Raw genomic sequence first — 19,805 nt, 5'->3', positions numbered from 1 at the left:
GCTTATTAGCTTATAGCTTCTAAACTTTTTTGAATTATTAAGTTAGCTGTCTCTTGTTGAGCATGAATAAAATTTTTAATATTTAAATCACTTAAATATTGTTTTTCACTTTTTGAATCAATTTTTACTATTAAATTTGCATTTTCATCATATTTTAAAATTGCTTCACAAATCAGAGATTTTTTAGAGATATTGCTAAGTGTTATTATAATACTTGAAGCATCTTCTACTTTTAGTGATTCAATAACAGGTAACTTTTCTAAGTGTCCAAAATATGCCATATATCCATTTTTTCTTGCAAGAACTACATGCTTTAAATTGTCTGAAATTATTACAAACTCTTTTTTTTGTTTTTCTAACTCTTTTGCAATAATTCTTCCTAAAGTTCCATAACCACAAATAACGATATGGTTCTTTTTATTAATAGGAGTAATCTTATCTGACTCATAAAACTCAACAATAATATATGAAGAGAGTTTATAAATATTATTGATAATAAAAGGTGTTAAAATCATTGATAGAACAGTAACTAAAATAAGAAAATTACTAAGATTTTCTTCTAATAAACCATCTGCACTAGCAAGAGCAAAAACAGCAAAAGAGAACTCTCCAATTTGGCATAAAGCAAGAGCTGCTTTAATAGAGTCACTCTTATTTGAATCTTGTTTAACAATAAAATATACAACAACTGCTTTTATTAGCATTACAAGAACTAAAACAGCAAATAGATAAAAAATATTTTCAATAAAATAAGAGATATCTATTTTAGTTCCAACTGAAAAAAAGAATGTTCCAAGAAGTAAATCTTTATAACTTGAAATATCTGATTCAACTTTTATATGATATTTAGTCTCAGCAATAATCATCCCAGCAATAAAAGCTCCAAGTGAATAGGTAAAACCAAACTCATGGGCTAATAAAGAAGCACCTAAAACAATCGATAAAACCGAAGCTAAGAATAGTTCTTCTAATCTGGTGTTTGAAGAAAACTGTAATAAATAACCCATAACTTTTTTACCAATAGTAAACATAAGTGCAATAATTACTAAAGCAGAAATAAATGTTTTAAACAAAATTATCTCAATAGAACTTCCCTCAGATGAAAGAAAAGTAATAAGTAATAAGATAGGAATAACTGCTAAGTCTTGAAAAACTAAGATAGCAGTAGATTTTTCTCCGTAGGGAGTATAAATATCTTTTGATTGTTTTAAATAACTTAATACAATAGCTGTTGATGATAAAGAGAAAGCTAGTGAGATTATTAAAGATGAAGTGAAATCAAGTTTAAATATAAAATGAGTAGTTACAAAGATGATTATTGCACTAATACAAACTTGTAAAAGACCATTTCCAAAAAGAAGTTTTTTTAATTTTTTTATTCTCTCTAAAGGCATCTCTAAACCGATAGTAAACATTAAAAAAACAATACCAAATTCAGCAATTAATTCCAAAGTATGAAGAGTACTCTTCTCATTAAAATTAAATATTGTTGCAACAATAGTTCCTGTTAAAATATATCCAATAATATGAGAAATAGATAGTCTTTTTAAAATTAGATTTAAAATAGTTGCTAACGCAAGTGAAACAAATATAATTAATAGTGTATTTTCCATAAAGAAATTTTATCTTAAATGAATAGGAAATTTAATTAACAGCTGTATAAAAATTATTCAAAAAATTTGTGCACTTAATAAAAAATATGATAAATCTATATATTTTTAGTGAAATAAAGCCTCTAAATGGTTATAATAATCTTTTATTTAAGAAGGGAAGAAATGGTAAAAAAAACTAAAAAATATTTTTCTCATGGAAAAGACCATGTTATCACAGTAATTTTAAAAGGTCTTTTTTGGTTAGCTCCTATTGCAGCCATCACAATAATTGTAATTTGGGTTTATGAAAAAATAAATCAATTAACTGGAAATATGTTTGAACTATTTGGATTTGAGCCTGAGAAATATCCTTTTTTATGGACTATCGTTGGGGTATTTATTATGGGAGCTTTTGCATATATTATAGGAGTATTTGCAGAAACGAAACTAGTTGATATAGTACAAAAAGTTTATTCTAAAATTCCAGGCTATGCTACTATAAAAGAGTTAATAAATATTTTTAATACCTCAAAATCTGGAGAGAAAAAAGTACTTGTTGTTTTAATAAGAGGTTTTTCTAAAGATGATTATAATGTTGGTTTGATGTACTCAACAAAAGAGTCTATTATAAAAGATCATTATACAGTTGTTTTATCGATGACACCAATTCCAAATGGGGGTTATATGTTTGAAGTACATAAAGATAAAATTAAAGTTATTGAAGAGGCAACTTTTGATTCAAATTTACAATACCTTTTGTCAATGGGAGTTAAGTCTTTAGCTGATATAGTAAAAACAGAACCAAAAAATATTGAAGATTTTAAAACATTGTCACAGTTTTTAGAAGAGAATAACAAGGAAGCTTAATTTGGATGCAATAAATATTAGACACTATTTTTTTTATTTAGCCTCTTTAGTAATTATCATTGCAGGTTTAAAAGTTGCAAGTGAAATTGTTGTAATTTTATTTTTAGCAATTTTTATTTCATCAATTTTTTCTACACTTTTAAGAATTTTAGAAAGAAGACATATCCCTAGAGTAATCTCTTATATCTTAGTAATTTCAATTTTTATTTTAATCTCTTTACTGCTTGCATATATTGTAAATATTTCACTTAAGAACTTTATTTCAAATATGCCTCAATATGAGCAACAACTTCAAGGTTTAGTTGTAAAAATAATTGCTCTTGGGGAGACTTATGGAGTAGTTGTTGATAAAAAGATGATTTTAGATGCTTTAAATTTTAGCTCTTTCTTTGGTTTTACTACAAATATTATAGGAAGTATTGGAACTTTTCTTTCTAAGTTTTTACTAATAGTAATTGGAGTTGCTTTTATCCTGGCTGAGTCAAAATCATTTGAGAGAAAACTAAAAGTAATCTTTAAACAAAATAGTGAAGAGTTAGAGCACTTTAATCTTTTTTCTCACAATATCCAAAAATATTTTTTAGTAAAAAGTACAACAAGTTTTTTAACAGGATTTATTATTGCCGTAGGGCTTATTATTTTTGATGTAGATTATCCAATTCTTTGGGGTGTAATTGCAATGTTATTTAATTTTGTTCCAGTTGTTGGGTCTATCATAGCTTCAATACCAGCAATACTTTTATCTCTTGTTAGTTTAGATTTAAATACAACTTTATTTTTAATAGTTTTTTATGTGGTAATAAATATCTCGATTAGTAATATTATTGAGCCAAAACTAATGGGTAAAGAGTTAGGTTTATCTCCTTTAGTTATCTTTTTCTCACTTATTTTATGGGGTTGGGTTCTAGGAATTGTTGGAATGTTCCTTGCTGTTCCTATTACAATGACATTAAAAATAGCTTTTAGTTCAAATAAGAGTACACAATGGTTAGCAGTATTGATGTCAGATATTCCAAGTAAAAAAGAAGCAAAAGGTTAAAAATGGCAATAGCAATATTAACATCAGGTGGAGATTGTGCAGGAATGAATCCTGCAATTAAGCAGTTTGTAGATTACTGTTTTAATAAAAAAATTGAACCTTTTTTAATTTATGATGGCTTAGAGGGGTTGATTGATGGAAATATTAAAAAAGCCTCTTATGATGATGTAGCTGGAATAATGCATGAGGGTGGAACAAAAATAAGATCTTCGAGGTCAAAAAGATTTTTCGACTTAGAGTATAGAAAACAAGCCTTTGAAAACTTACAAAAACATGGAATTGATAAACTTATAATCTTAGGTGGAGATGGTTCATTTAGAGCCTTAGACCAATTTTATAAAGATTTTGGAATAAAATTTATTGGAATTCCAGCTACTATTGATAATGATATCTTTGGAACAGAATATTGTTTAGGTGTAGATACAGCTTTAAATATTATTAGAGAAGCAACCGATGCTATTAGAGATACTTCGGCTTCTTTTAAAAGAGCTTGTGTAATTGAAACAATGGGAAGAGATTGTGGTTATTTAGCTCTTGTTTCTGCTATTACTTGTGGAGCTGAGGTTTGTATGATACCTGAGCTTGATTATGATTTAGAAGTGATTGGAAAAAGATTAAAACAAGAGTTAAAAGAGGGTAGAAAATATATAGTTTGTGTAGTTGCAGAGGGTTGTTCAAAAAATAGATGTACAACTACAAATGAGCTTGTAAGGTGGCTTGAAGAAGATGTTGGAATAGAGACAAGAGCAACAATTTTAGGTCATATTCAAAGGGGAGGAAATCCTACTGTATATGATAGGCTTATGGCTTCTGAGTTTGTAACTTTTGCAATAGAGGAGATTTTAAAAGAGGACTCTGAAAGTAGCGTAATTGTATATAATAAAAGTGAGTTCCAATTTGTTTCAATTGATTATGTAAACTCTTCAAAATATGAGATAAAAAAAGAGTTACTTGATTTAGCAAGAAGATTGGTAAACTAAGCTATATAAGCTTTTAATCAATTACTTGATATTATAAAATTTAATAAAATAGAAAAGGCTAAGATTTATGATTGCAGTTTTTAATGCCATTACAAATATTGCAGAAGATATAGAAAAAAATGTATTTGTTGATTGTGAAAAGTTTTTATCAAGTGGATTAACTGAACGACAAATGCATGATAGTATTCATGATTATTGTTCAAAAATTATTGAAAGAGAATTTAAAAGAGTAAAATCAGTACATGGATTTATAGGAAAAGATAGTAAAGATTATACAACTATCAATGAAAATGGAAAATATAAAATCTCTTATGTTGCTATTGATAATGTTGATTTATTAGATGTAGATTTTTCATTAGGAACTATTTTTGGAATTTATGAACATCAAATGGATGCTTTCCACTTAAAAGCAGCTATGTATATTACCTATGGACCAACTTTTCAATTAGTATTCGCTTCAAAATCGGAAGGTGTGATTTATTTTTCATATGAAGATGGAGAGTTTATAGAACAAGACCCTTTAACTTTAGAGAAAAAAGGAAATATCAACTCAACAGGTGGAGTTGCTAGTGAGTGGACAAAAGAGCATAAAGAGCTAATTGATAGCTTTTTTAATGAAGGATATAGATTAAGATATTCTGATTCTTTAGCCCTTGATACTCATCAGATTTTATTCAAAAGAGGTGGTTTATATACCTCTCCTGCAACAAAATCTTTCCCAAATGGAAAACTAGAAGTACTATTTGAAGCTTTTCCTATCTCATATATAATTGAACAAGCAGGTGGAAGAGCAATAAGTGAAAGAGGTCGTATTTTAGATATGACTAATGTAGAACTTCATGATAAAACACCTATTTATTTTGGTTCCTCTTCTGAAGTACAAAAAGTAGAAGATTATATAAATAGTTAAAAGTAGCCTCTTAAGGCTACAAAAAATAATTAAGATTCAATATGTATTAAGGTATATAACGCTACGATTTTGATGCATGAATCTTTTTTTTATGCAACGCGTTGTTTACTATAGTATATAAAGAAAAAAGGAATGCATTGGAAATTTCATCAAATTTAACTTTAGAATTGTTAGATCAACCTTTTTTATTAGAAAAAAGGATTGACTTACTTTTTGCAATACAAAAATGTGGTTCAATAAGTCAAGCTGCAAAAGAAGTACCCATGAGTTATAAAAAAGCATGGGAAGCAGTTGATACTATGAACAATCTATCTTCACAAGCTGTAGTAACTACAGAAAAAGGTGGAAAAGGTGGAGGAGGAACTTCATTAACCGTTTATGGTGAAAATCTATTAAAGACATATCTATTTTTAAAAGAGGAACAAAAAAGTTTTTTAAATAGATTAAAACAGATGACTGATATAGATACAGGAACACTTAAAACAATAGGGAGATTAGCTATGCAAATTAGTGCCAGAAATCAAATTCAAGGTATTGTTGAATCAATAATACTTTCAGAAGTAAACGCCCAAGTCCTTATCAAACTAAAAAGTGGAAATACGCTAATCTCTAGTATAACTAAAGCTGCTGCTCAAGATTTAGATATAAAAAAAGGTGATGAAGTTACTGCATTTTTTAAATCAAGTAATGTACTTATAAGTACAGATACTAATATTGTATTAAGTGCTAGAAATAAATTTGAAGGAAAAGTGTCAGCTATTACAAAAGATGTAATAAACTCTGAATTAGTAGTTGATATAGGAAATGGAGATTCTGTAGTATCTGTGATTACTACGAACTCCATTAAAACATTAGACTTGAAAGAAGAGATGCCTGTTTGTGCAATTATTAAATCAAGTGACATAATGATAGGGAAGTAAGATGAGAAAATTATTGTTTTTGATGTTTGTTTTAGCTTCTAGTTTAGTAGCAAGCACAATTAACATTGCAGTTGCAGCAAATGTAAGTTATGCAATTGAAGATTTAATTAAAGAGTTTAATAAACAAAACCCAGATACAAAAGTATTAGTTACTCTTGGAAGTAGTGGAAAATTAACAGCACAGATAAAAAATGGAGCACCATATCAATTATTTATGGCTGCAAATATGAAATATCCTATTACTTTAGATAATGATGGTTTAAGTTTAACAAAACCTTTAATTTATGCTCAAGGAAGTCTTGCAATTTTAAGTTCTAAAGAGCAAGATTTTTCAAAGGGAATCAATATTGTAAGTGAAAAAAATATTGAAAAAATTGCAATTGCTAATCCTAAAACAGCACCTTATGGAAAAGCTGCTGTTGAAGCTTTAAAAAATGCAAAACTATATGAAGATATAGAGAAGAAATTTGTTTATGCTGAGTCTATTTCACAAACTGTTTCATATGCAATTACAGCAGCCGAGCTTGGTTTTATTGCAAAATCATCACTATATAGTGATAAGATGAAAAAATATAAAGAAGGAATTAATTGGACTGATGTTGACCCAAAACTTTATACTCCAATTAATCAAGGAATAATCATCTTAAAAAAAGCAGAAGGAAATAAAGAGGTTAAAGCCTTTTATGATTTTATTCTAAGTGAAAAAGCAAAAGAGATATTTAAACAATTTGGATATTTAGTACCATGAATAAACTAGAGGCAAAAGTTTTAAAAATAAAAAGTAAAGAGAGTTTAAATTTAGTCTCTTTCTCATTTAACTCAAAAACTCTTTCAATGATAAGTTTAGATTTAAATGAAGAGATAAAAGAACAAAAAAAAGTTTTATTATCAGTAAAACCTACTAATATTACCTTAGCAAAAAATTTTGAAGGCTTTTTAAGTTCTTCAAATAGACTCCTTGGAAAAATAGCAAATATAGAAATAGGGGAACTATTAAGTAGTGTAACTTGTGATGTAGATGGAACATTTATTGAAGCAATTATTACAACAAACTCTTTAGAACAAATGAACTTGGCTTTAGAAGAAGAAATTATCTTATTATTTAAAGCAAGTGATTTAGCAATTTTGGAAGTGTTAAATGATTGAAGCAATAATAAATTTAGATTTAAACCCTTTGCTAATCTCTTTTAAATTAGCATTTATCACTACTATTATACTTTTTATTTTATCTTTGCCTCTAGCTTGGTATTTGTCTCAAACTAAATCAAGAGCAAAACCTTTTATAGAAGCAGTTACAGCTTTACCAATTGTATTACCTCCTTCTGTAATAGGTTTTTATATTCTTTGGGCTTTATCTATAAACTCACCAATTGGTGCTTTTTTTGATGAAGTATTAGGAATAAAACTTGTTTTTAACTTTACGGGTGTCGTAATAGCAAGTTGTTTTTACTCTCTTCCTTTTATGGTACAACCTTTACAAAGTGGTTTTGAGAGTATAAATAAAAATATGCTTGAAGCAAGTTATATAGCAGGAAAAAGTAAGTTTGAAACTTTGATAAAAGTAGCTCTACCAAATATTAAACCAGCACTTTTAACAGCACTTATTGTAACTTTTGCTCATACTGTTGGAGAGTTTGGTGTTGTTTTAATGGTTGGAGGAAGTATCCCTGAAGAGACAAAAGTAGCAGCTGTAGCAATCTATGAATTTGTAGAGATTATTGATTATAGTTCAGCTCATATTTATAGTGCAATAATGTTAGTAATAAGTTTCATAGTTTTACTTTGTGTATATATTTTTAATCAAAAATATAATAAAAAATTTACGGGACTTCATAGATGATAAAAATAGAGATAAAAAAAGAGCTTCATGGTTCAAATGGAGTGATGAATTTAGATGTAAATTTAGATATTAGAAGTAAAGATTTTGTTGCTTTAACTGGACTTAGTGGAAGTGGTAAAACAACTCTTCTTAGAAGTTTAGCTGGACTTGAAAAAGCGCAGGGAATAATTAAAGTTGATAATGAGATTTGGCAAGATGAAAAAGAGTTTTTACCTGTACAAAAAAGAAAAATAGGTTTTGTTTTTCAAGATTATGCACTTTTTCCTAATATGACAGTTTTAGAGAATCTATTTTTTGTAAATAAAGATAAAGAGTTAGCAAATCATCTTCTAGAAATCACAGAGCTTTGGGAACTTAAAAATAGGTTACCAAATAGCTTAAGTGGAGGTCAAAAACAAAGAGTTAGTCTTTGTAGAGCTTTGATGAATAGACCAAAACTTCTTCTAATGGATGAGCCTTTATCAGCACTAGACCCAACTATGAGAATAAAACTACAAGATGAGATATTACAACTACATAAAGAGTTTGAGACCACAACTATTTTAGTAAGCCATGACCCAAGTGAAATTTATAAACTTAGTAATAGAGTAATTGTATTAAAAGATGGGAAAATTGTAGATGATGGAACTGCAAAGAGTGTATTACTTAAAACAAGTGGAAGTGCAAAATTCTCTTTTGAGGGAAAACTTCTTGATATTATAAAAGTGGATGTAATTTATGTTGCAATTATTGCAATAGGACAACAACTTGTTGAAGTTACAATTAGTTCAAATGAAGCAAAAGAGCTAAGAGTAGGACAAGATGTTCGAGTAAGTACAAAAGCTTTTGCTCCAACAATTCATACATAGAAGAAGAAAATGAAAAAAATAGTATTTATAGTATGTGCTTTCTCTTTATTTTTGAATGCACAAAATCTTAAAGTAGCTGCTGGTGCAGGTTATAAAAAACCTTTAATGGAAATAGTTGCTAATTATGAAAAAAAAGATAAAAAAATAGATGCTTTTTTTGGGAATATGAAGCAAGTAAGTGCACAAGCAAAACAGACTAATATCTCTTTAATTATTGGGGATAGAAATTTTTTAGAAAAGAAAAGTGCATTGGTTTTTAAAAATTTTTATAATCTTGGAAAAGGAAAATTAGTAATTGCTTATTCAAAAAATACAGAGCTAGAAAATATCGAACAATTAAAAGAGTCTAAAATAAAAAAAATCTCTATTCCTCAAAGTAAAAAAGCTATTTATGGAATTGCAGGAGAAGAGTTTTTAAAAAATTCAAAGCTATATGAAGAAGTTAAAAATAGACTTTATACAGTAGCTACAGTTCCTCACTCAATGACATATATTATTACAAATGAAGTAGATGTTGGAATTGTTAATCTAACAGCAGCTCTTGCAAATAGAGATAAAATAGGTGGTTTTTTTGAAGTTCCTCAAAAATACTATTCTGAAATTAATATTGTTGCAGGGGAATTAGAAAATTGTAAAACAAAAAAGTGTAAAGAGTTTTTAGCCTATTTATTATCAGATGAAGCAAAAGAAGTCTTTAAAAAATATGGATTATGATTGATATAGAGTTTGAATATATTTGGCATCCCTTACTTTTAAGTGCAAAAACAATAGGTGTAAGTGTAGTTCTTTTATTACTTATAGGTACACCTTTAGCCTATTTTTTAGCGAAGGAAAAACTTAAGTTCAAATGGTTGTTGGATACGATTGTTACACTTCCTTTGATTTTTCCTCCTATTGCTGTAGGTTTTTTCCTTCTTCTCCTTTTAGGTAGAAATGGTTTTATTGGGTCTTTTTTTCAAAGCTTTGATATTAGTATTATTTTTAGTTTTACTGGTTTAGTAATTGCAAGTTTTATTGCAGGACTTCCTTTAATGGTAAAACCTCTACAAGCAAGTATTGAACAGTTTCCTACTCAGATAAAAGAAGCCTCTTTTTTAAGTGGAAAGAGTGAACTTAAAACTTTTTTATTTATTGTTCTTCCTACAATAAAAAGCTCTTTATTTGTTGCTCTTTTAATATCAGCAGCAAGAGCTTTAGGTGAAGTTGGGATAACTCTAGTTTTAGGTGGAAATATTGTAGGCAAGACAGATACTATCTCTTTAGCAATTTATAATGCAGTATTTGATGGAGAGTATGATTTAGCATTAGCTTTGAGTGCTATTTTAGTTGTAATATCTTTAATCTTTTTTATAAGTTTAAATATTTTACAAAAGAAAAATAAAAAAATTATATAGGAAAAAAGATGAATATAATTAGTGATTTTGAGTTACAAGAGTATATAAAAGAGGATTTACCATATTTTGATTTAACTACTTATCTTCAAGATTGTAAGGGTAAAAAAGCAAAACTAAAAGTTTTTACAAGAGAAGATATTACAGTTTCTTCTACTGAAGAAGCAGCTAGAATTATTAAACTTTTATCTTGTGAAGTATTATTTTTTGTCCCTAGTAAGAGTAGACTTAAAAAAGATGAGACTTTAATAGAGTTTGAGGGAGATTATAATAGTGTTCATCAAGCTTATAAATTAGTACAAGTTTTATTGGAATATAGTTGTAAAATAGCGACAACTACAAATAAAATGGTAACTTTGATAAAAGAGATAAATCCTTCATGTGAACTTCTTACTACAAGAAAAAGTTTTCCTTTTGCTAAAAAATTTTGTATAAACTCAATTTTAAATGGGGGAGCAATGCCTCATCGTTTGGGTTTAAGTGAGACAATACTTTTTTTTAAGCAACATAGAGAAATATATACTTCAAATAAAGAGTTTTATCAAAAAATCAATAGCTTTAAAAAAATGGCTCCTGAAAAGAAAATAGTAGTTGAGTCATCTTGTTTTGAAGATATAAAAGCTTTGATGGAGTATGGGGTTGATGTTATTCAAATAGATAAAGGAAGTTTAGAGTTAATTAAAAAAGCAGTTTCTCATAAAAATAGATATTGTTATGAAAATATAAAATTATTAGCTGCAGGAGGAATTAATATTTCAAATGTGCAAGAGTTTGTACAAACTGGTGTTGATGGTATTGTAACTAGCTCTTTGTATAATTGTGGAATGGCTGATTTAGGAACAAAACTTACTATATCAAAATAACTTTCAAATAATAAAAATTATAAAAAGATAAATTTATTAATAAAGTTTAGAAACTTTTTTTATCCTAAAGTTTAAAAGTATAAAATCTTGCAAATAAAAGGATAGAAAATGCAAACAAATATTTTAGGAACAAATTTACAAGTTTGTTGTACTTCTCCTATGACAGGATTTTATAGAGATGGAGTATGTAGAACAACTCCTGAAGATTTTGGAACACATACTGTATGTGCAATTATGACAAATGAGTTTTTAGAGTTTTCAAAATCAAAGGGAAATGATTTATCAACTCCTGTACCTCAATTTGATTTTCCAGGTCTAAAAGAGGGTGATAAATGGTGTTTATGTGCTTTAAGATGGCAAGAGGCTTATGAAGCAGGTTGTGCTCCTAAAATTGATGCAGAAGCTACATCAAATGCAACAACAAAATTTATAAAAAAAGAGATACTTTTAGAGTATAAAATCTAAGAAGGAAGACTCTTTTTAACTAAATGAAACTAATTACAAACTCTTCTAATAAAAATTTTTATAATCAATTTACCTCTTTACTTCAATCTTGTAAGGCTTTTTATTTTAATGTTGCCTTTATCAACTACTCTGGTCTTCAACTAATTTTAAATGATTTAAAAAAGTGTGAAGAAAAGGGAGTAAAAGGAAAGGTTTTAAGTTCTACTTATCTTAATTTTACCGATGAAAAAGCTTTAGCCAAATTAAGAGAGTTTGATAATATAGAGCTTAAGGTTTTTGACTGCTATTCTACTTCTATTGGCTTTCATCCTAAAGCATATCTTTTTGAGTATGAAGAGGAGTATAAAGTTTTAATTGGCTCTTCAAATTTAACTTCAAGTGCTTTTAAATCAAATATAGAGTGGAATATAAAAACTGTTTTAAAAAAAGATGACCTTTTTATAAAAGAGTTATTTTCTGATTTTAATAGTTTATGGAGTAGTTCAATTGATGTTAGTGAAGAGTTTTTAAGTTCATATAAAAAATTTAAAACAGAACAAAAAAGTATAGAGAATTTCTCTTTTAAACAAGAGTTTAAACTAAATTATATGCAAGAAAAGGCTTTACAAAAATTAGACTTTTTAAGAAATAATGCAGAAAATAAAGCCCTTGTAATAGCTTCTACAGGAATAGGAAAAACCTACTTAAGTGTTTTAGATATAAAACAGTTTAATGCAAAAAAAGCTTTATTTATCGTTCATAGGGAAGATATTTTAATTAGTGCAAGAAAAAGTTTTGAAACTATGATAAAAGATAGAACAATGGGCTTTTTTACAGGAAATAAAAAGGATATAAATTGTGATTTTATTTTTGCAACAGTACAAACTCTTAATAAATATTATACAAAGTTTGGAAAACAGGAGTTTGATTATATTGTTGTAGATGAGGCTCATCATATAGCAAGTAAGAGTTATGAGTTTATAAATAAATATTTTAAGCCAAAGTTTTTGCTTGGTTTAACTGCTACTTCAAATAGAACAGATGAAGTCTCTATTTTCGATTATTTTGATGACAATGTAGCTTGTGATATTGGTTTAACTGAGGCTTTAGATAAATCTTTAGTGAGCTCTTTTCACTATTTTGGAATAGAAGATATTAAAGAATTAGATTATGAGAATATTGATTTAAATAATATAAAAAAACTTTCAAAATTTTTAATGATAAATAAAAGAGTAGATTTTATCCTTGAAAAAATGAATTTTTATGGATTTAGTGGAGATAAAAGAAGAGTTTTAGGTTTTTGTGCTTCAAAAGAACATGCAACTTTTATGAGTGAGGAGTTTAATAAAAGAGGAATAAAAGCAATCTCTTTAACAAGTGAAGACTCTATTATAAAAAGAGAAAACTCAATTAAAAAACTTCAAAGTAGTACAAATGAGTTAGAAGTTATTTTCACTGTAGATATTTTTAATGAAGGTGTTGATATTCCTAATGTAAATACAATACTTATGCTTCGACCTACAAACTCTTCTATTATTTTTGTACAGCAATTAGGGCGTGGATTAAGAAAAAATAGTGATAAAGAGTTTTTAACAATACTTGATTTTATAGGAAATCATAATAGAGCTTATCTTATTGCAATAGCCTTAATGGGGAAAAAAAGATTTGATAAGGATAGTATAAAACTCTCTGTGAATAATAACTTTGCAAACTTTCCAAATGCTTATATTATTATGGATGAAATTTCTAAAAAAAGAGTTTTAGCTCAAATAGATAGTGAAAATTTTAATACTCTTAAATATCTAAAAGAGAAGTTTTTAGAGTTTAAAAATTCTCTAAATCTAAAGACAACTCCAATGATGAGTGACTTTATACATTATGATGAATATATAAATGTTTTAGATTTTATCTCTTATTCAAAATCCTATGAAGAGTTTCTTTGTAAAGTAGAAAAAAATGAAGAGTACAACAGAGTTTGTGAAGATGAAAACTTTTTAAAAGCACTTAGATTTATCCAAGGTTTACTTCCTATAAAAAGAGTCTATGAATTTGCTCTTTTAAAGTATCTTATTTTAAATGAGTCTATTAATTTAAAAGAGGCCCAAAACTATTTAACTAAGTATTTAATTAATGTTTCTAAAGATACTATTTCTCACAGTTTTAGATTTTTAAATGAAGAGTTTTTTGATAGTGCACAAAAACAAAGAGTTTTAAAACTGGTTTTTATAAAAGAGAATACTCTTTATTTAACAGTAGACTTTAAAAGAGTTTTAGAAGATAAATTAAAAAAAGAATTCTTTTTAGATAGTTTAAATTATGGGCTTATTAGATATGAAAAAGAGTTTGGAAACATTGATTATGGGTTACCATTTTTAAAACTTTATGAAAAATATAATATGTTAAATATTGCACAATTATGTAATTTTGAGAAGATTCATAGCTCTTTTAGAGGAAGTGGATTTTTAAAATATAAAGATGATTTTTTCCTTTTTATTACTATAGAAAAAGATAAGTTTACAAAAGGGGCTAAGTATCAAAATGCTTTTTTATCAAAAGAGATTTTTACTTATTCAAGTAAACCCTCTATGAGTAGTGAAAAAGGTGATGGAAAAAGATTAGTTGAAAACAAAAAATTTGGAGTTAAACTGCATATTTTTGTAAGAAAATTTTCCCATGTAGATAAAAAAGTTCAAAATTTTATCTACTTAGGTTTAGCAAATACACAGAGTTTTGAAAACAATAAACCTATTAATTTAAAACTAAAATTAGATACTGCTCTTTTAGATAACCTTTATGAAGAGTTTACAAAGGTTATTGAAGAGGAATAGTAATAGTAAACTTAGCACCTTTTTTAGTATTTTGTACTTCTAGGGAACCATGAAGGTGCTTTTCTACAATAATTTTACTCATGTAAAGTCCTAAACCTGTCCCATGAAATTGATGTTTTGTAGTAAAATAAGGATTGAATATTTTAGGTAAAACCTCTTGGTCTATACCTTTTGCATTATCTTCAATAGTAATTTGAAAAGAATTTTTCTTCATGATTAAATCAAGAGTAATAGCTCCTTTTTCTATTTTTCTTTGAATAATTACATCTTTTGCATTATTTAAAATATTGATTAAAACTTGAGCTAACTCTTCTCCTACAATCTCTACTTTTAAGCTTTTTGAATAATCAACTTTATTAATAAGTTTAATATGATTATTTTCTAAACTTGCTTTTATTATTTTTAGAGTCTCATCAATCTTTTCTTGAATAATTGTATCTTTTGTATCTTTATTCTCTTTTATAAAATCTCTAAAGGTATCAATTGTTTCTGAAAGATATTTAGCATTAGTAACTATAGTATCTGTAAATTCTGGGATATCTTTACTCTCTAAAAGTCCAAACTCCTCTTTCATTTTTAAACCACTTGCTGCTGTACTAATCATTGAAAGAGGTTGTCTCCATTGATGGGCAATATTCCCTATCATTTCTCCCATTTGAGCAAGTTTCATCTGCTCTAGAAGTTGTTTATCTTTTTTTATAATTTTATTTAGGTTCTCTTTTTCTATAATGCTTCTTGAAATTTGAAAATAAAGAGCTAATAAAATAGCAGCACATAAAAAAATAAAAAGAACAAGAATTAATCTATAGTTATTTGTAAGACTAATTAATCCCTCTTCTTTACTTAAAATAGCTAAAAAAGCCTCTTGTTTATTTGTAAGTTTATTTATAATTGGAATAGTTGTTGTAGTTAGATTATCCTTATACATGAAGATTGAATTAGGTTCTTTTTTCATAGCTTCTTTATATATTTTCATAGAGATGTTTTTTGTAGGTTTAATCTGTAAAATATCTTTTCTTGAAATATTCTGTAACTCTTTTACAATAGAAGTATTATGTAAAAAACCTTCAAAATGAGCTGCTTTATATTTTTCTGTTTTTTCTAAATAAGAAGGTGAAAAATTATCTGTTTTGATAATAAAATTTGTTAAAACATAGTATTGTTTCATTAAAGAAGAAGTAAGTCCTTGTTCACTAAAAGTAATAGCTAAAAAACCTACTACTTCATTACTATTTTTTATTGGATAGATAAATTTAAAACCAGTATCTTCATCTTTTATTTCGAAAGTATCAATCTCTTTTTTATACTTTTTAATATAATCAATTGTTTCACTTGTACAAATTTTATGAGTTTTATCAAAAGGATTATGCATATCAAGGAAAATTTCTCCATTTGGAAGTAAATAGGTAATATTTGCAAGATATTTATTTTTTAAAGTATTATATCTTTGTATAGTTTGTAAATATAGTTCTTTTTGTATTTGTTCTTTGTTATTTTTATTTATATTATCAAATCTATTTTGTACATTTGTCAGTTTTAAAAGTCCAGTATAAATTACAAAAGAGAGTTCTTTATATTGATTATAAATAGTATTATAAGCTCTTTCATAAGTTATTGTTCTTTGGTCTAAATGATATTCATTTGTTTTTGTTGATACATAATTAAAAACAATAAAACTAAAAGCAGTTAATGCTATAAATAAAAGTGTAAATCTAATTTTTAATTTGTGAATGGTGCTATTTTTTTTATAATTTCGTATTGTTAATCCTTTAAAGATTTTAATACATCTTCAAAACTTCCTACAATGATATCTTCAACAGAACAGGCAATCATTAAGTTAACTGGATAATCAAAATCTTCAATTGTTCTTCCATGTAAGTCAACAAAACCTTCTTTGTTTGACATTTTTTCTTCATTTGAAAATTGGTCTTGATATGAAGTGTCTCTATTTAAATATCCATAAACTTTTTTTCCTAAAGCAGTTGCATATCCACATTCCCAAATAGTTCCACTGTCGCTTTCTTTCCCTCTAAATGAGTTCAAATTTGCAATTACAATATCACAAGAATCAATTAGTTTTTTATTTGCTAAATAGATATCTTTTGCTATTTTTCTTTTTTCTTGTTTAAAATCAACAATATTATCTAAAGGGTATAAACCTTTGTAACCATACTTTTTGCATAGTTTTACATAGTTTTTACCAATCTCAATAGAGTCTTGTTCAAAAACATCTGGACCTGCAATATATATTTTTTTCATTGTTTTTTTCCATACTCTATTTTATTTCCCTTTTCATCAACTAAGGGATATTTTTTTTCATTTAATTTCATCTTTTCAAAAATAGCTTCTTCTAAATTTATATCTAACTTCATACACATTCTTATTAAGTAAATTGCAATATCAGCTATCTCTTGTTTTGCATGCTCTTTTTTATCACTTGAAAGATTTTGTGCTTGTTCTAGGGTTAACCATTGAAAAATCTCAACTAATTCTGAAGCTTCTACACTAAGTGCCATAGAAAGATTTTTTGGATTATGAAACTCTTCCCAATTTCTATTTGTAGAAAACTCTTTGATTATAGTTTTAATTTTTTCCATATCCATATGTTAATCCTTTTGAAGAATAAATTGTTATATAATACCAAAAAAATAAATAAAGATAGCAGATGATAAAAAGAGAATTTATACAAAAACATAAACCAATTAATTTTAAATTTTACCAAAATATAGATGATTTCATTGTTGTGGAAAACCCAATTAAGTTTACAAATCGTGGAAATTTTATTATTGCAAAAATAAAGAAAAAGAGTCTTGGAACATGGGATTTATTAGAGAGTTTATCTAAAGGATTAAGAATTTATGAAAATGAGTTAGGTTATGCAGGATTAAAAGATAAAAATGCAACAACAACTCAATATATATCAATACCTAGAAAATATGCAAAGGATTTAAATAAATTTAGACATCCCAAAATAGAGATAAAAGAGACTTTTTTGCATAGTACAAAACTAAACATTGGAGATTTGGAAAGTAATAGTTTTGAGATAACTTTACATGAAGTAAAAGAAGAAGATTTATATAAAATAGAGAAACTTTTAAAAGAGATTTCTAAAGCTGGTATGCCAAACTATTTTGGTTTTCAAAGATTTGGACATGATGCCCAAGAAAACTTAGATAAAGCAAGAAGATATATTTATGGGGATTTACTTATCAAAGATAGAAAACTAGCGAAGATGTTAGTTTCTGCCTATCAAAGTGATTTTTTTAATAAATGGTTAGTAGCTAGACTTGCTCATAGTAATGAGGAGTTTAAAGCTTTAGCAGGAGATGTTTTTAGAAGTTATAAAGATGATAAATTCTTCACTCCTAAAAGTTTAACAGAAAATATACTTGAAGATTTTAAAAATAGAAAAATAGTTCCTACAGGTCTTTTACCTGGAAGATATGCTTTTAGAAGTACTAATAAAGCAAGAAAAATTGAAGAGAAATATGATGATACTTATATTCAAGAAAAAGGGTATAGAAGAGATGCAATTGTATATCCAAAGGATATTAATATCTCATATAATAAAGAGACTTCAAAATGTACTTTAAAGTTTACTTTACCTAAAGGTTCGTATGCAACAGTATTAATTGAAAATATTGCAAATAGGAATTTAAGAGTTTAAAAAGAGTTCAAAAGAACTCTTTTTTATAGAAGCTTATTTAAGAGTAATAGCCTCATCATTGTAGTAAATAGTATCACCAATAGCTATTACTTTTTCTTCATTATCAAAGTCAAAATCATAGATTGTATCTGTTTTAAAATCTTTAGAAATTTTAATTAAAAAACCTTGTGATTCTAAAGCATATAAAGATTCGCCAAAAGCTAAAGAGTAAATTTTTGCAAATTTATATTTTCTTCTATCAATAATATTAAGTGAAATATCTGTTTTGATAATTTGCCCATCAATTGTTGCAATATAGATATTTTTATCTTTTGTAATAATATCTCTAATATTGTAATCTTTAAGGTTTAATACACCTTGTCCCACAGAAATAACTTTATTTCCAGTTGCAGCAACTAATGTGTCATCAACAACATCTAAGAAAATGATATTGTTAAATTGTCCATTTGGGTCAACAACGATATTTCTTACTACTTTATTTGTAGAATCAGAAACAACAATAATTTTCCCATCTAAAGTAGGGAATAGAATAATATTACTCATAAAGTATGGATTTGCAATTCTAGTATCATTTACAAATGAGTGTGTATAATACTCTTTAAGAAGAGTTTTTTCTGTATTCATATCATATAACATAATTGAGTTATCTGAGAATAGTAGGGCAAGTTTATTATTGTTTACTGTTGCTGCAACAACAACAGAGTCAACTTTAATCTCTTTATCTCCTACAAGTACAGTATCTTTGTAGTTAGATGCAATAACAGTATCTTCAACAATATTTAGAAATTTATAACCTTCAGGTATTTTAAAATTAGAAACACCTCTTTTAGTAATAATATTTTGGCTATCTAAAGTTGCCCCATCTTTATTAATATAAGTGATACTCCCACTTAAAGCTGTAGATTTAGTAGAATTATAGTCTCCTACTGTATCTTCTGGTTCATAATACTCTTTTGAAGAGCATCCTGCAAATAGAAAAAGTAAACTTGCTAGTAAAAGTAAGTGTTTCATTTATATTCCTTATTTTGTAACTAAGTAGTGGTTTAATGCTGTAACTAAATCATTAACTTGTGAATCAGCTGGAATTAGTTTTAAAGTTGCTTTTGCATCTTCAAATTTTCCCTCTTTTGCTTGTAATAATGCTTTATTAAAAATTGCAAACTCTTTTAATAAAAAGTCTTTTTCCATAGAAACTGTATTTAATTTTTCAATACTATTCTCTTCTAAAGCTTTTTGATAAGCTACTAACTCTTTAAAATATTTAAGTTTAGTATCATTAAATTTTCCATCTTCTAAAGCTTGAGCATATAAAGCTACTTCATAAAGTTGTAAACTTTTATCTTTTAAAATATTTTGTGCTTCAGTATCTTTTGGATTTTCCATTACTTTATTAAATGCGATATTAGCTTCTAATTTATTTGAAGCTTGAATCTGTTTTGTAGCAAATATCCCTATAACTAAACCAATTATAACAATAACAAGTAAAATAATTATCATTTTATATTTTTTATAAAATCTTTCTATCTTAACAAAGCTTTCTAAGAACTTTTCTTCACTACTTAATTCATTTTTTACATAATCAACATTTTCTTTAAGACTCATTTAAAACCTTCTTT

Annotated in this window: 21 protein-coding genes; 15 read left to right on the top strand and 6 right to left on the bottom strand. The window is 26.8% G+C overall.

Features of this window, described 5'->3' with window-relative positions; genetic code table 11:
* Positions 1-5: 5 nt before the first annotated feature.
* Positions 6-1,613 carry a cation:proton antiporter domain-containing protein gene (locus ABIV_RS11755; protein ID WP_114840067.1) on the bottom strand — a complete coding sequence of 536 codons (1,608 nt, stop codon included), beginning with the start codon at positions 1,611-1,613 and terminating at the stop codon, positions 6-8.
* A 162-nt stretch (positions 1,614-1,775) separates the two neighbouring features.
* On the opposite strand from ABIV_RS11755, the gene ABIV_RS11750 reads away from it, so the two are divergent.
* The 14 genes from ABIV_RS11750 (at position 1,776) to ABIV_RS11685 (ending at position 14,522) form a co-directional block, all read left to right on the top strand.
* Positions 1,776-2,459, top strand: coding sequence for a DUF502 domain-containing protein (locus tag ABIV_RS11750; RefSeq protein WP_114840066.1), 684 nt, complete (start codon positions 1,776-1,778; stop codon positions 2,457-2,459).
* A gap of 1 nt (position 2,460) precedes the next feature.
* Complete coding sequence (locus tag ABIV_RS11745) at positions 2,461-3,498, top strand: AI-2E family transporter (RefSeq protein ID WP_114840065.1); 1,038 nt, start codon at positions 2,461-2,463, stop codon at positions 3,496-3,498.
* 2 nt (positions 3,499-3,500) lie between these two features.
* Positions 3,501-4,478, top strand: coding sequence for a 6-phosphofructokinase (locus tag ABIV_RS11740; RefSeq protein WP_114840064.1), 978 nt, complete (start codon positions 3,501-3,503; stop codon positions 4,476-4,478).
* Between the two features lie 67 nt (positions 4,479-4,545).
* Positions 4,546-5,388: a class 1 fructose-bisphosphatase gene (locus ABIV_RS11735; protein WP_114840063.1), complete on the top strand. Its 843-nt coding sequence runs from the start codon at positions 4,546-4,548 to the stop codon at positions 5,386-5,388.
* Positions 5,389-5,525: 137 nt separating this feature from the next.
* Positions 5,526-6,308 carry a TOBE domain-containing protein gene (locus ABIV_RS11730; RefSeq protein ID WP_114840062.1) on the top strand — a complete coding sequence of 261 codons (783 nt, stop codon included), beginning with the start codon at positions 5,526-5,528 and terminating at the stop codon, positions 6,306-6,308.
* Between the two features lies 1 nt (position 6,309).
* Complete coding sequence (gene modA / locus ABIV_RS11725; protein WP_114840061.1) at positions 6,310-7,056, top strand: molybdate ABC transporter substrate-binding protein; 747 nt, start codon at positions 6,310-6,312, stop codon at positions 7,054-7,056.
* Entirely contained in the window at positions 7,053-7,454 is a 402-nt protein-coding gene (locus ABIV_RS11720; RefSeq protein ID WP_114840060.1) for a TOBE domain-containing protein, read from the top strand. The genes modA (ABIV_RS11725) and ABIV_RS11720 overlap by 4 nt, the downstream gene beginning before the upstream one ends.
* Entirely contained in the window at positions 7,447-8,148 is a 702-nt protein-coding gene (gene modB / locus ABIV_RS11715) for a molybdate ABC transporter permease subunit (protein ID WP_114840059.1), read from the top strand. The genes ABIV_RS11720 and modB (ABIV_RS11715) overlap by 8 nt, the downstream gene beginning before the upstream one ends.
* Positions 8,145-8,996, top strand: a complete 852-nt coding sequence (locus ABIV_RS11710) for an ABC transporter ATP-binding protein (protein WP_114840058.1) — start codon at positions 8,145-8,147, stop codon at positions 8,994-8,996. Before modB (ABIV_RS11715) ends, ABIV_RS11710 begins: the two co-directional genes overlap by 4 nt.
* 9 nt (positions 8,997-9,005) lie before the next feature.
* Positions 9,006-9,710, top strand: coding sequence for a molybdate ABC transporter substrate-binding protein (modA, locus tag ABIV_RS11705; RefSeq protein ID WP_114840057.1), 705 nt, complete (start codon positions 9,006-9,008; stop codon positions 9,708-9,710).
* Positions 9,707-10,390, top strand: a complete 684-nt coding sequence (gene modB, locus ABIV_RS11700) for a molybdate ABC transporter permease subunit (RefSeq protein ID WP_114840056.1) — start codon at positions 9,707-9,709, stop codon at positions 10,388-10,390. The genes modA (ABIV_RS11705) and modB (ABIV_RS11700) overlap by 4 nt, the downstream gene beginning before the upstream one ends.
* A gap of 8 nt (positions 10,391-10,398) precedes the next feature.
* On the top strand, positions 10,399-11,250 hold the full coding sequence (gene modD / locus ABIV_RS11695) for a ModD protein (protein ID WP_114840055.1): 852 nt from the start codon (positions 10,399-10,401) through the stop codon (positions 11,248-11,250).
* A 108-nt stretch (positions 11,251-11,358) separates the two neighbouring features.
* On the top strand, positions 11,359-11,715 hold the full coding sequence (locus ABIV_RS11690; protein WP_114840054.1) for a DUF2237 family protein: 357 nt from the start codon (positions 11,359-11,361) through the stop codon (positions 11,713-11,715).
* Positions 11,716-11,738: 23 nt separating this feature from the next.
* Positions 11,739-14,522, top strand: coding sequence for a DUF3427 domain-containing protein (locus ABIV_RS11685; RefSeq protein ID WP_114840053.1), 2,784 nt, complete (start codon positions 11,739-11,741; stop codon positions 14,520-14,522).
* On the opposite strand, the gene ABIV_RS11680 is transcribed toward ABIV_RS11685, so the two are convergent.
* The 3 genes from ABIV_RS11680 to ABIV_RS11670 form a co-directional block, all read right to left on the bottom strand.
* On the bottom strand, positions 14,506-15,894 hold the full coding sequence (locus tag ABIV_RS11680; RefSeq protein ID WP_114840052.1) for a sensor histidine kinase: 1,389 nt from the start codon (positions 15,892-15,894) through the stop codon (positions 14,506-14,508). The genes ABIV_RS11685 and ABIV_RS11680 overlap by 17 nt on opposite strands.
* Before the next feature lie 389 nt (positions 15,895-16,283).
* Positions 16,284-16,781: a nucleoside 2-deoxyribosyltransferase gene (locus tag ABIV_RS11675; protein WP_114840051.1), complete on the bottom strand. Its 498-nt coding sequence runs from the start codon at positions 16,779-16,781 to the stop codon at positions 16,284-16,286.
* Positions 16,778-17,119: a nucleotide pyrophosphohydrolase gene (locus ABIV_RS11670; RefSeq protein WP_228254301.1), complete on the bottom strand. Its 342-nt coding sequence runs from the start codon at positions 17,117-17,119 to the stop codon at positions 16,778-16,780. Before ABIV_RS11670 ends, ABIV_RS11675 begins: the two co-directional genes overlap by 4 nt.
* Before the next feature lie 68 nt (positions 17,120-17,187).
* On the opposite strand from ABIV_RS11670, the gene ABIV_RS11665 reads away from it, so the two are divergent.
* A complete protein-coding gene (locus ABIV_RS11665) occupies positions 17,188-18,189 on the top strand; it encodes a tRNA pseudouridine(13) synthase TruD (RefSeq protein ID WP_114840049.1) in 1,002 nt (333 codons plus the stop codon).
* 33 nt (positions 18,190-18,222) lie between these two features.
* On the opposite strand, the gene ABIV_RS11660 is transcribed toward ABIV_RS11665, so the two are convergent.
* Both ABIV_RS11660 and ABIV_RS11655 read right to left on the bottom strand, forming a co-directional pair.
* Positions 18,223-19,200, bottom strand: coding sequence for a hypothetical protein (locus tag ABIV_RS11660; protein WP_114840048.1), 978 nt, complete (start codon positions 19,198-19,200; stop codon positions 18,223-18,225).
* Positions 19,201-19,209: 9 nt separating this feature from the next.
* The gene (locus ABIV_RS11655; protein WP_114840047.1) at positions 19,210-19,791 is read right to left on the bottom strand and encodes a tetratricopeptide repeat protein; all 582 of its coding nucleotides are present in this window, start codon (positions 19,789-19,791) and stop codon (positions 19,210-19,212) included.
* Between the last annotated feature and the right edge of the window lie 14 nt (positions 19,792-19,805).

Origin of the sequence: Halarcobacter bivalviorum (genome assembly GCF_003346815.1) — a bacterium.
Taxonomy (GTDB): Bacteria; Campylobacterota; Campylobacteria; order Campylobacterales; family Arcobacteraceae; genus Halarcobacter; species Halarcobacter bivalviorum.
This window is presented reverse-complemented; position numbering and strand designations above follow the sequence as displayed.

Coding starts and splice junctions, on each gene's coding strand:
- ABIV_RS11755 (WP_114840067.1), bottom strand. CDS start 1,613: ATGGAAAATACACTATTAATTATATTTGTTTCACTTGCGTTAGCAACT.
- ABIV_RS11750 (WP_114840066.1), top strand. CDS start 1,776: ATGGTAAAAAAAACTAAAAAATATTTTTCTCATGGAAAAGACCATGTT.
- ABIV_RS11740 (WP_114840064.1), top strand. CDS start 3,501: ATGGCAATAGCAATATTAACATCAGGTGGAGATTGTGCAGGAATGAAT.
- ABIV_RS11735 (WP_114840063.1), top strand. CDS start 4,546: ATGATTGCAGTTTTTAATGCCATTACAAATATTGCAGAAGATATAGAA.
- modA (WP_114840061.1), top strand. CDS start 6,310: ATGAGAAAATTATTGTTTTTGATGTTTGTTTTAGCTTCTAGTTTAGTA.
- ABIV_RS11720 (WP_114840060.1), top strand. CDS start 7,053: ATGAATAAACTAGAGGCAAAAGTTTTAAAAATAAAAAGTAAAGAGAGT.
- modB (WP_114840059.1), top strand. CDS start 7,447: ATGATTGAAGCAATAATAAATTTAGATTTAAACCCTTTGCTAATCTCT.
- ABIV_RS11710 (WP_114840058.1), top strand. CDS start 8,145: ATGATAAAAATAGAGATAAAAAAAGAGCTTCATGGTTCAAATGGAGTG.
- modA (WP_114840057.1), top strand. CDS start 9,006: ATGAAAAAAATAGTATTTATAGTATGTGCTTTCTCTTTATTTTTGAAT.
- modB (WP_114840056.1), top strand. CDS start 9,707: ATGATTGATATAGAGTTTGAATATATTTGGCATCCCTTACTTTTAAGT.
- modD (WP_114840055.1), top strand. CDS start 10,399: ATGAATATAATTAGTGATTTTGAGTTACAAGAGTATATAAAAGAGGAT.
- ABIV_RS11690 (WP_114840054.1), top strand. CDS start 11,359: ATGCAAACAAATATTTTAGGAACAAATTTACAAGTTTGTTGTACTTCT.
- ABIV_RS11685 (WP_114840053.1), top strand. CDS start 11,739: ATGAAACTAATTACAAACTCTTCTAATAAAAATTTTTATAATCAATTT.
- ABIV_RS11680 (WP_114840052.1), bottom strand. CDS start 15,894: ATGCATAATCCTTTTGATAAAACTCATAAAATTTGTACAAGTGAAACA.
- ABIV_RS11675 (WP_114840051.1), bottom strand. CDS start 16,781: ATGAAAAAAATATATATTGCAGGTCCAGATGTTTTTGAACAAGACTCT.
- ABIV_RS11670 (WP_228254301.1), bottom strand. CDS start 17,119: ATGGAAAAAATTAAAACTATAATCAAAGAGTTTTCTACAAATAGAAAT.
- ABIV_RS11665 (WP_114840049.1), top strand. CDS start 17,188: ATGATAAAAAGAGAATTTATACAAAAACATAAACCAATTAATTTTAAA.
- ABIV_RS11660 (WP_114840048.1), bottom strand. CDS start 19,200: ATGAAACACTTACTTTTACTAGCAAGTTTACTTTTTCTATTTGCAGGA.
- ABIV_RS11655 (WP_114840047.1), bottom strand. CDS start 19,791: ATGAGTCTTAAAGAAAATGTTGATTATGTAAAAAATGAATTAAGTAGT.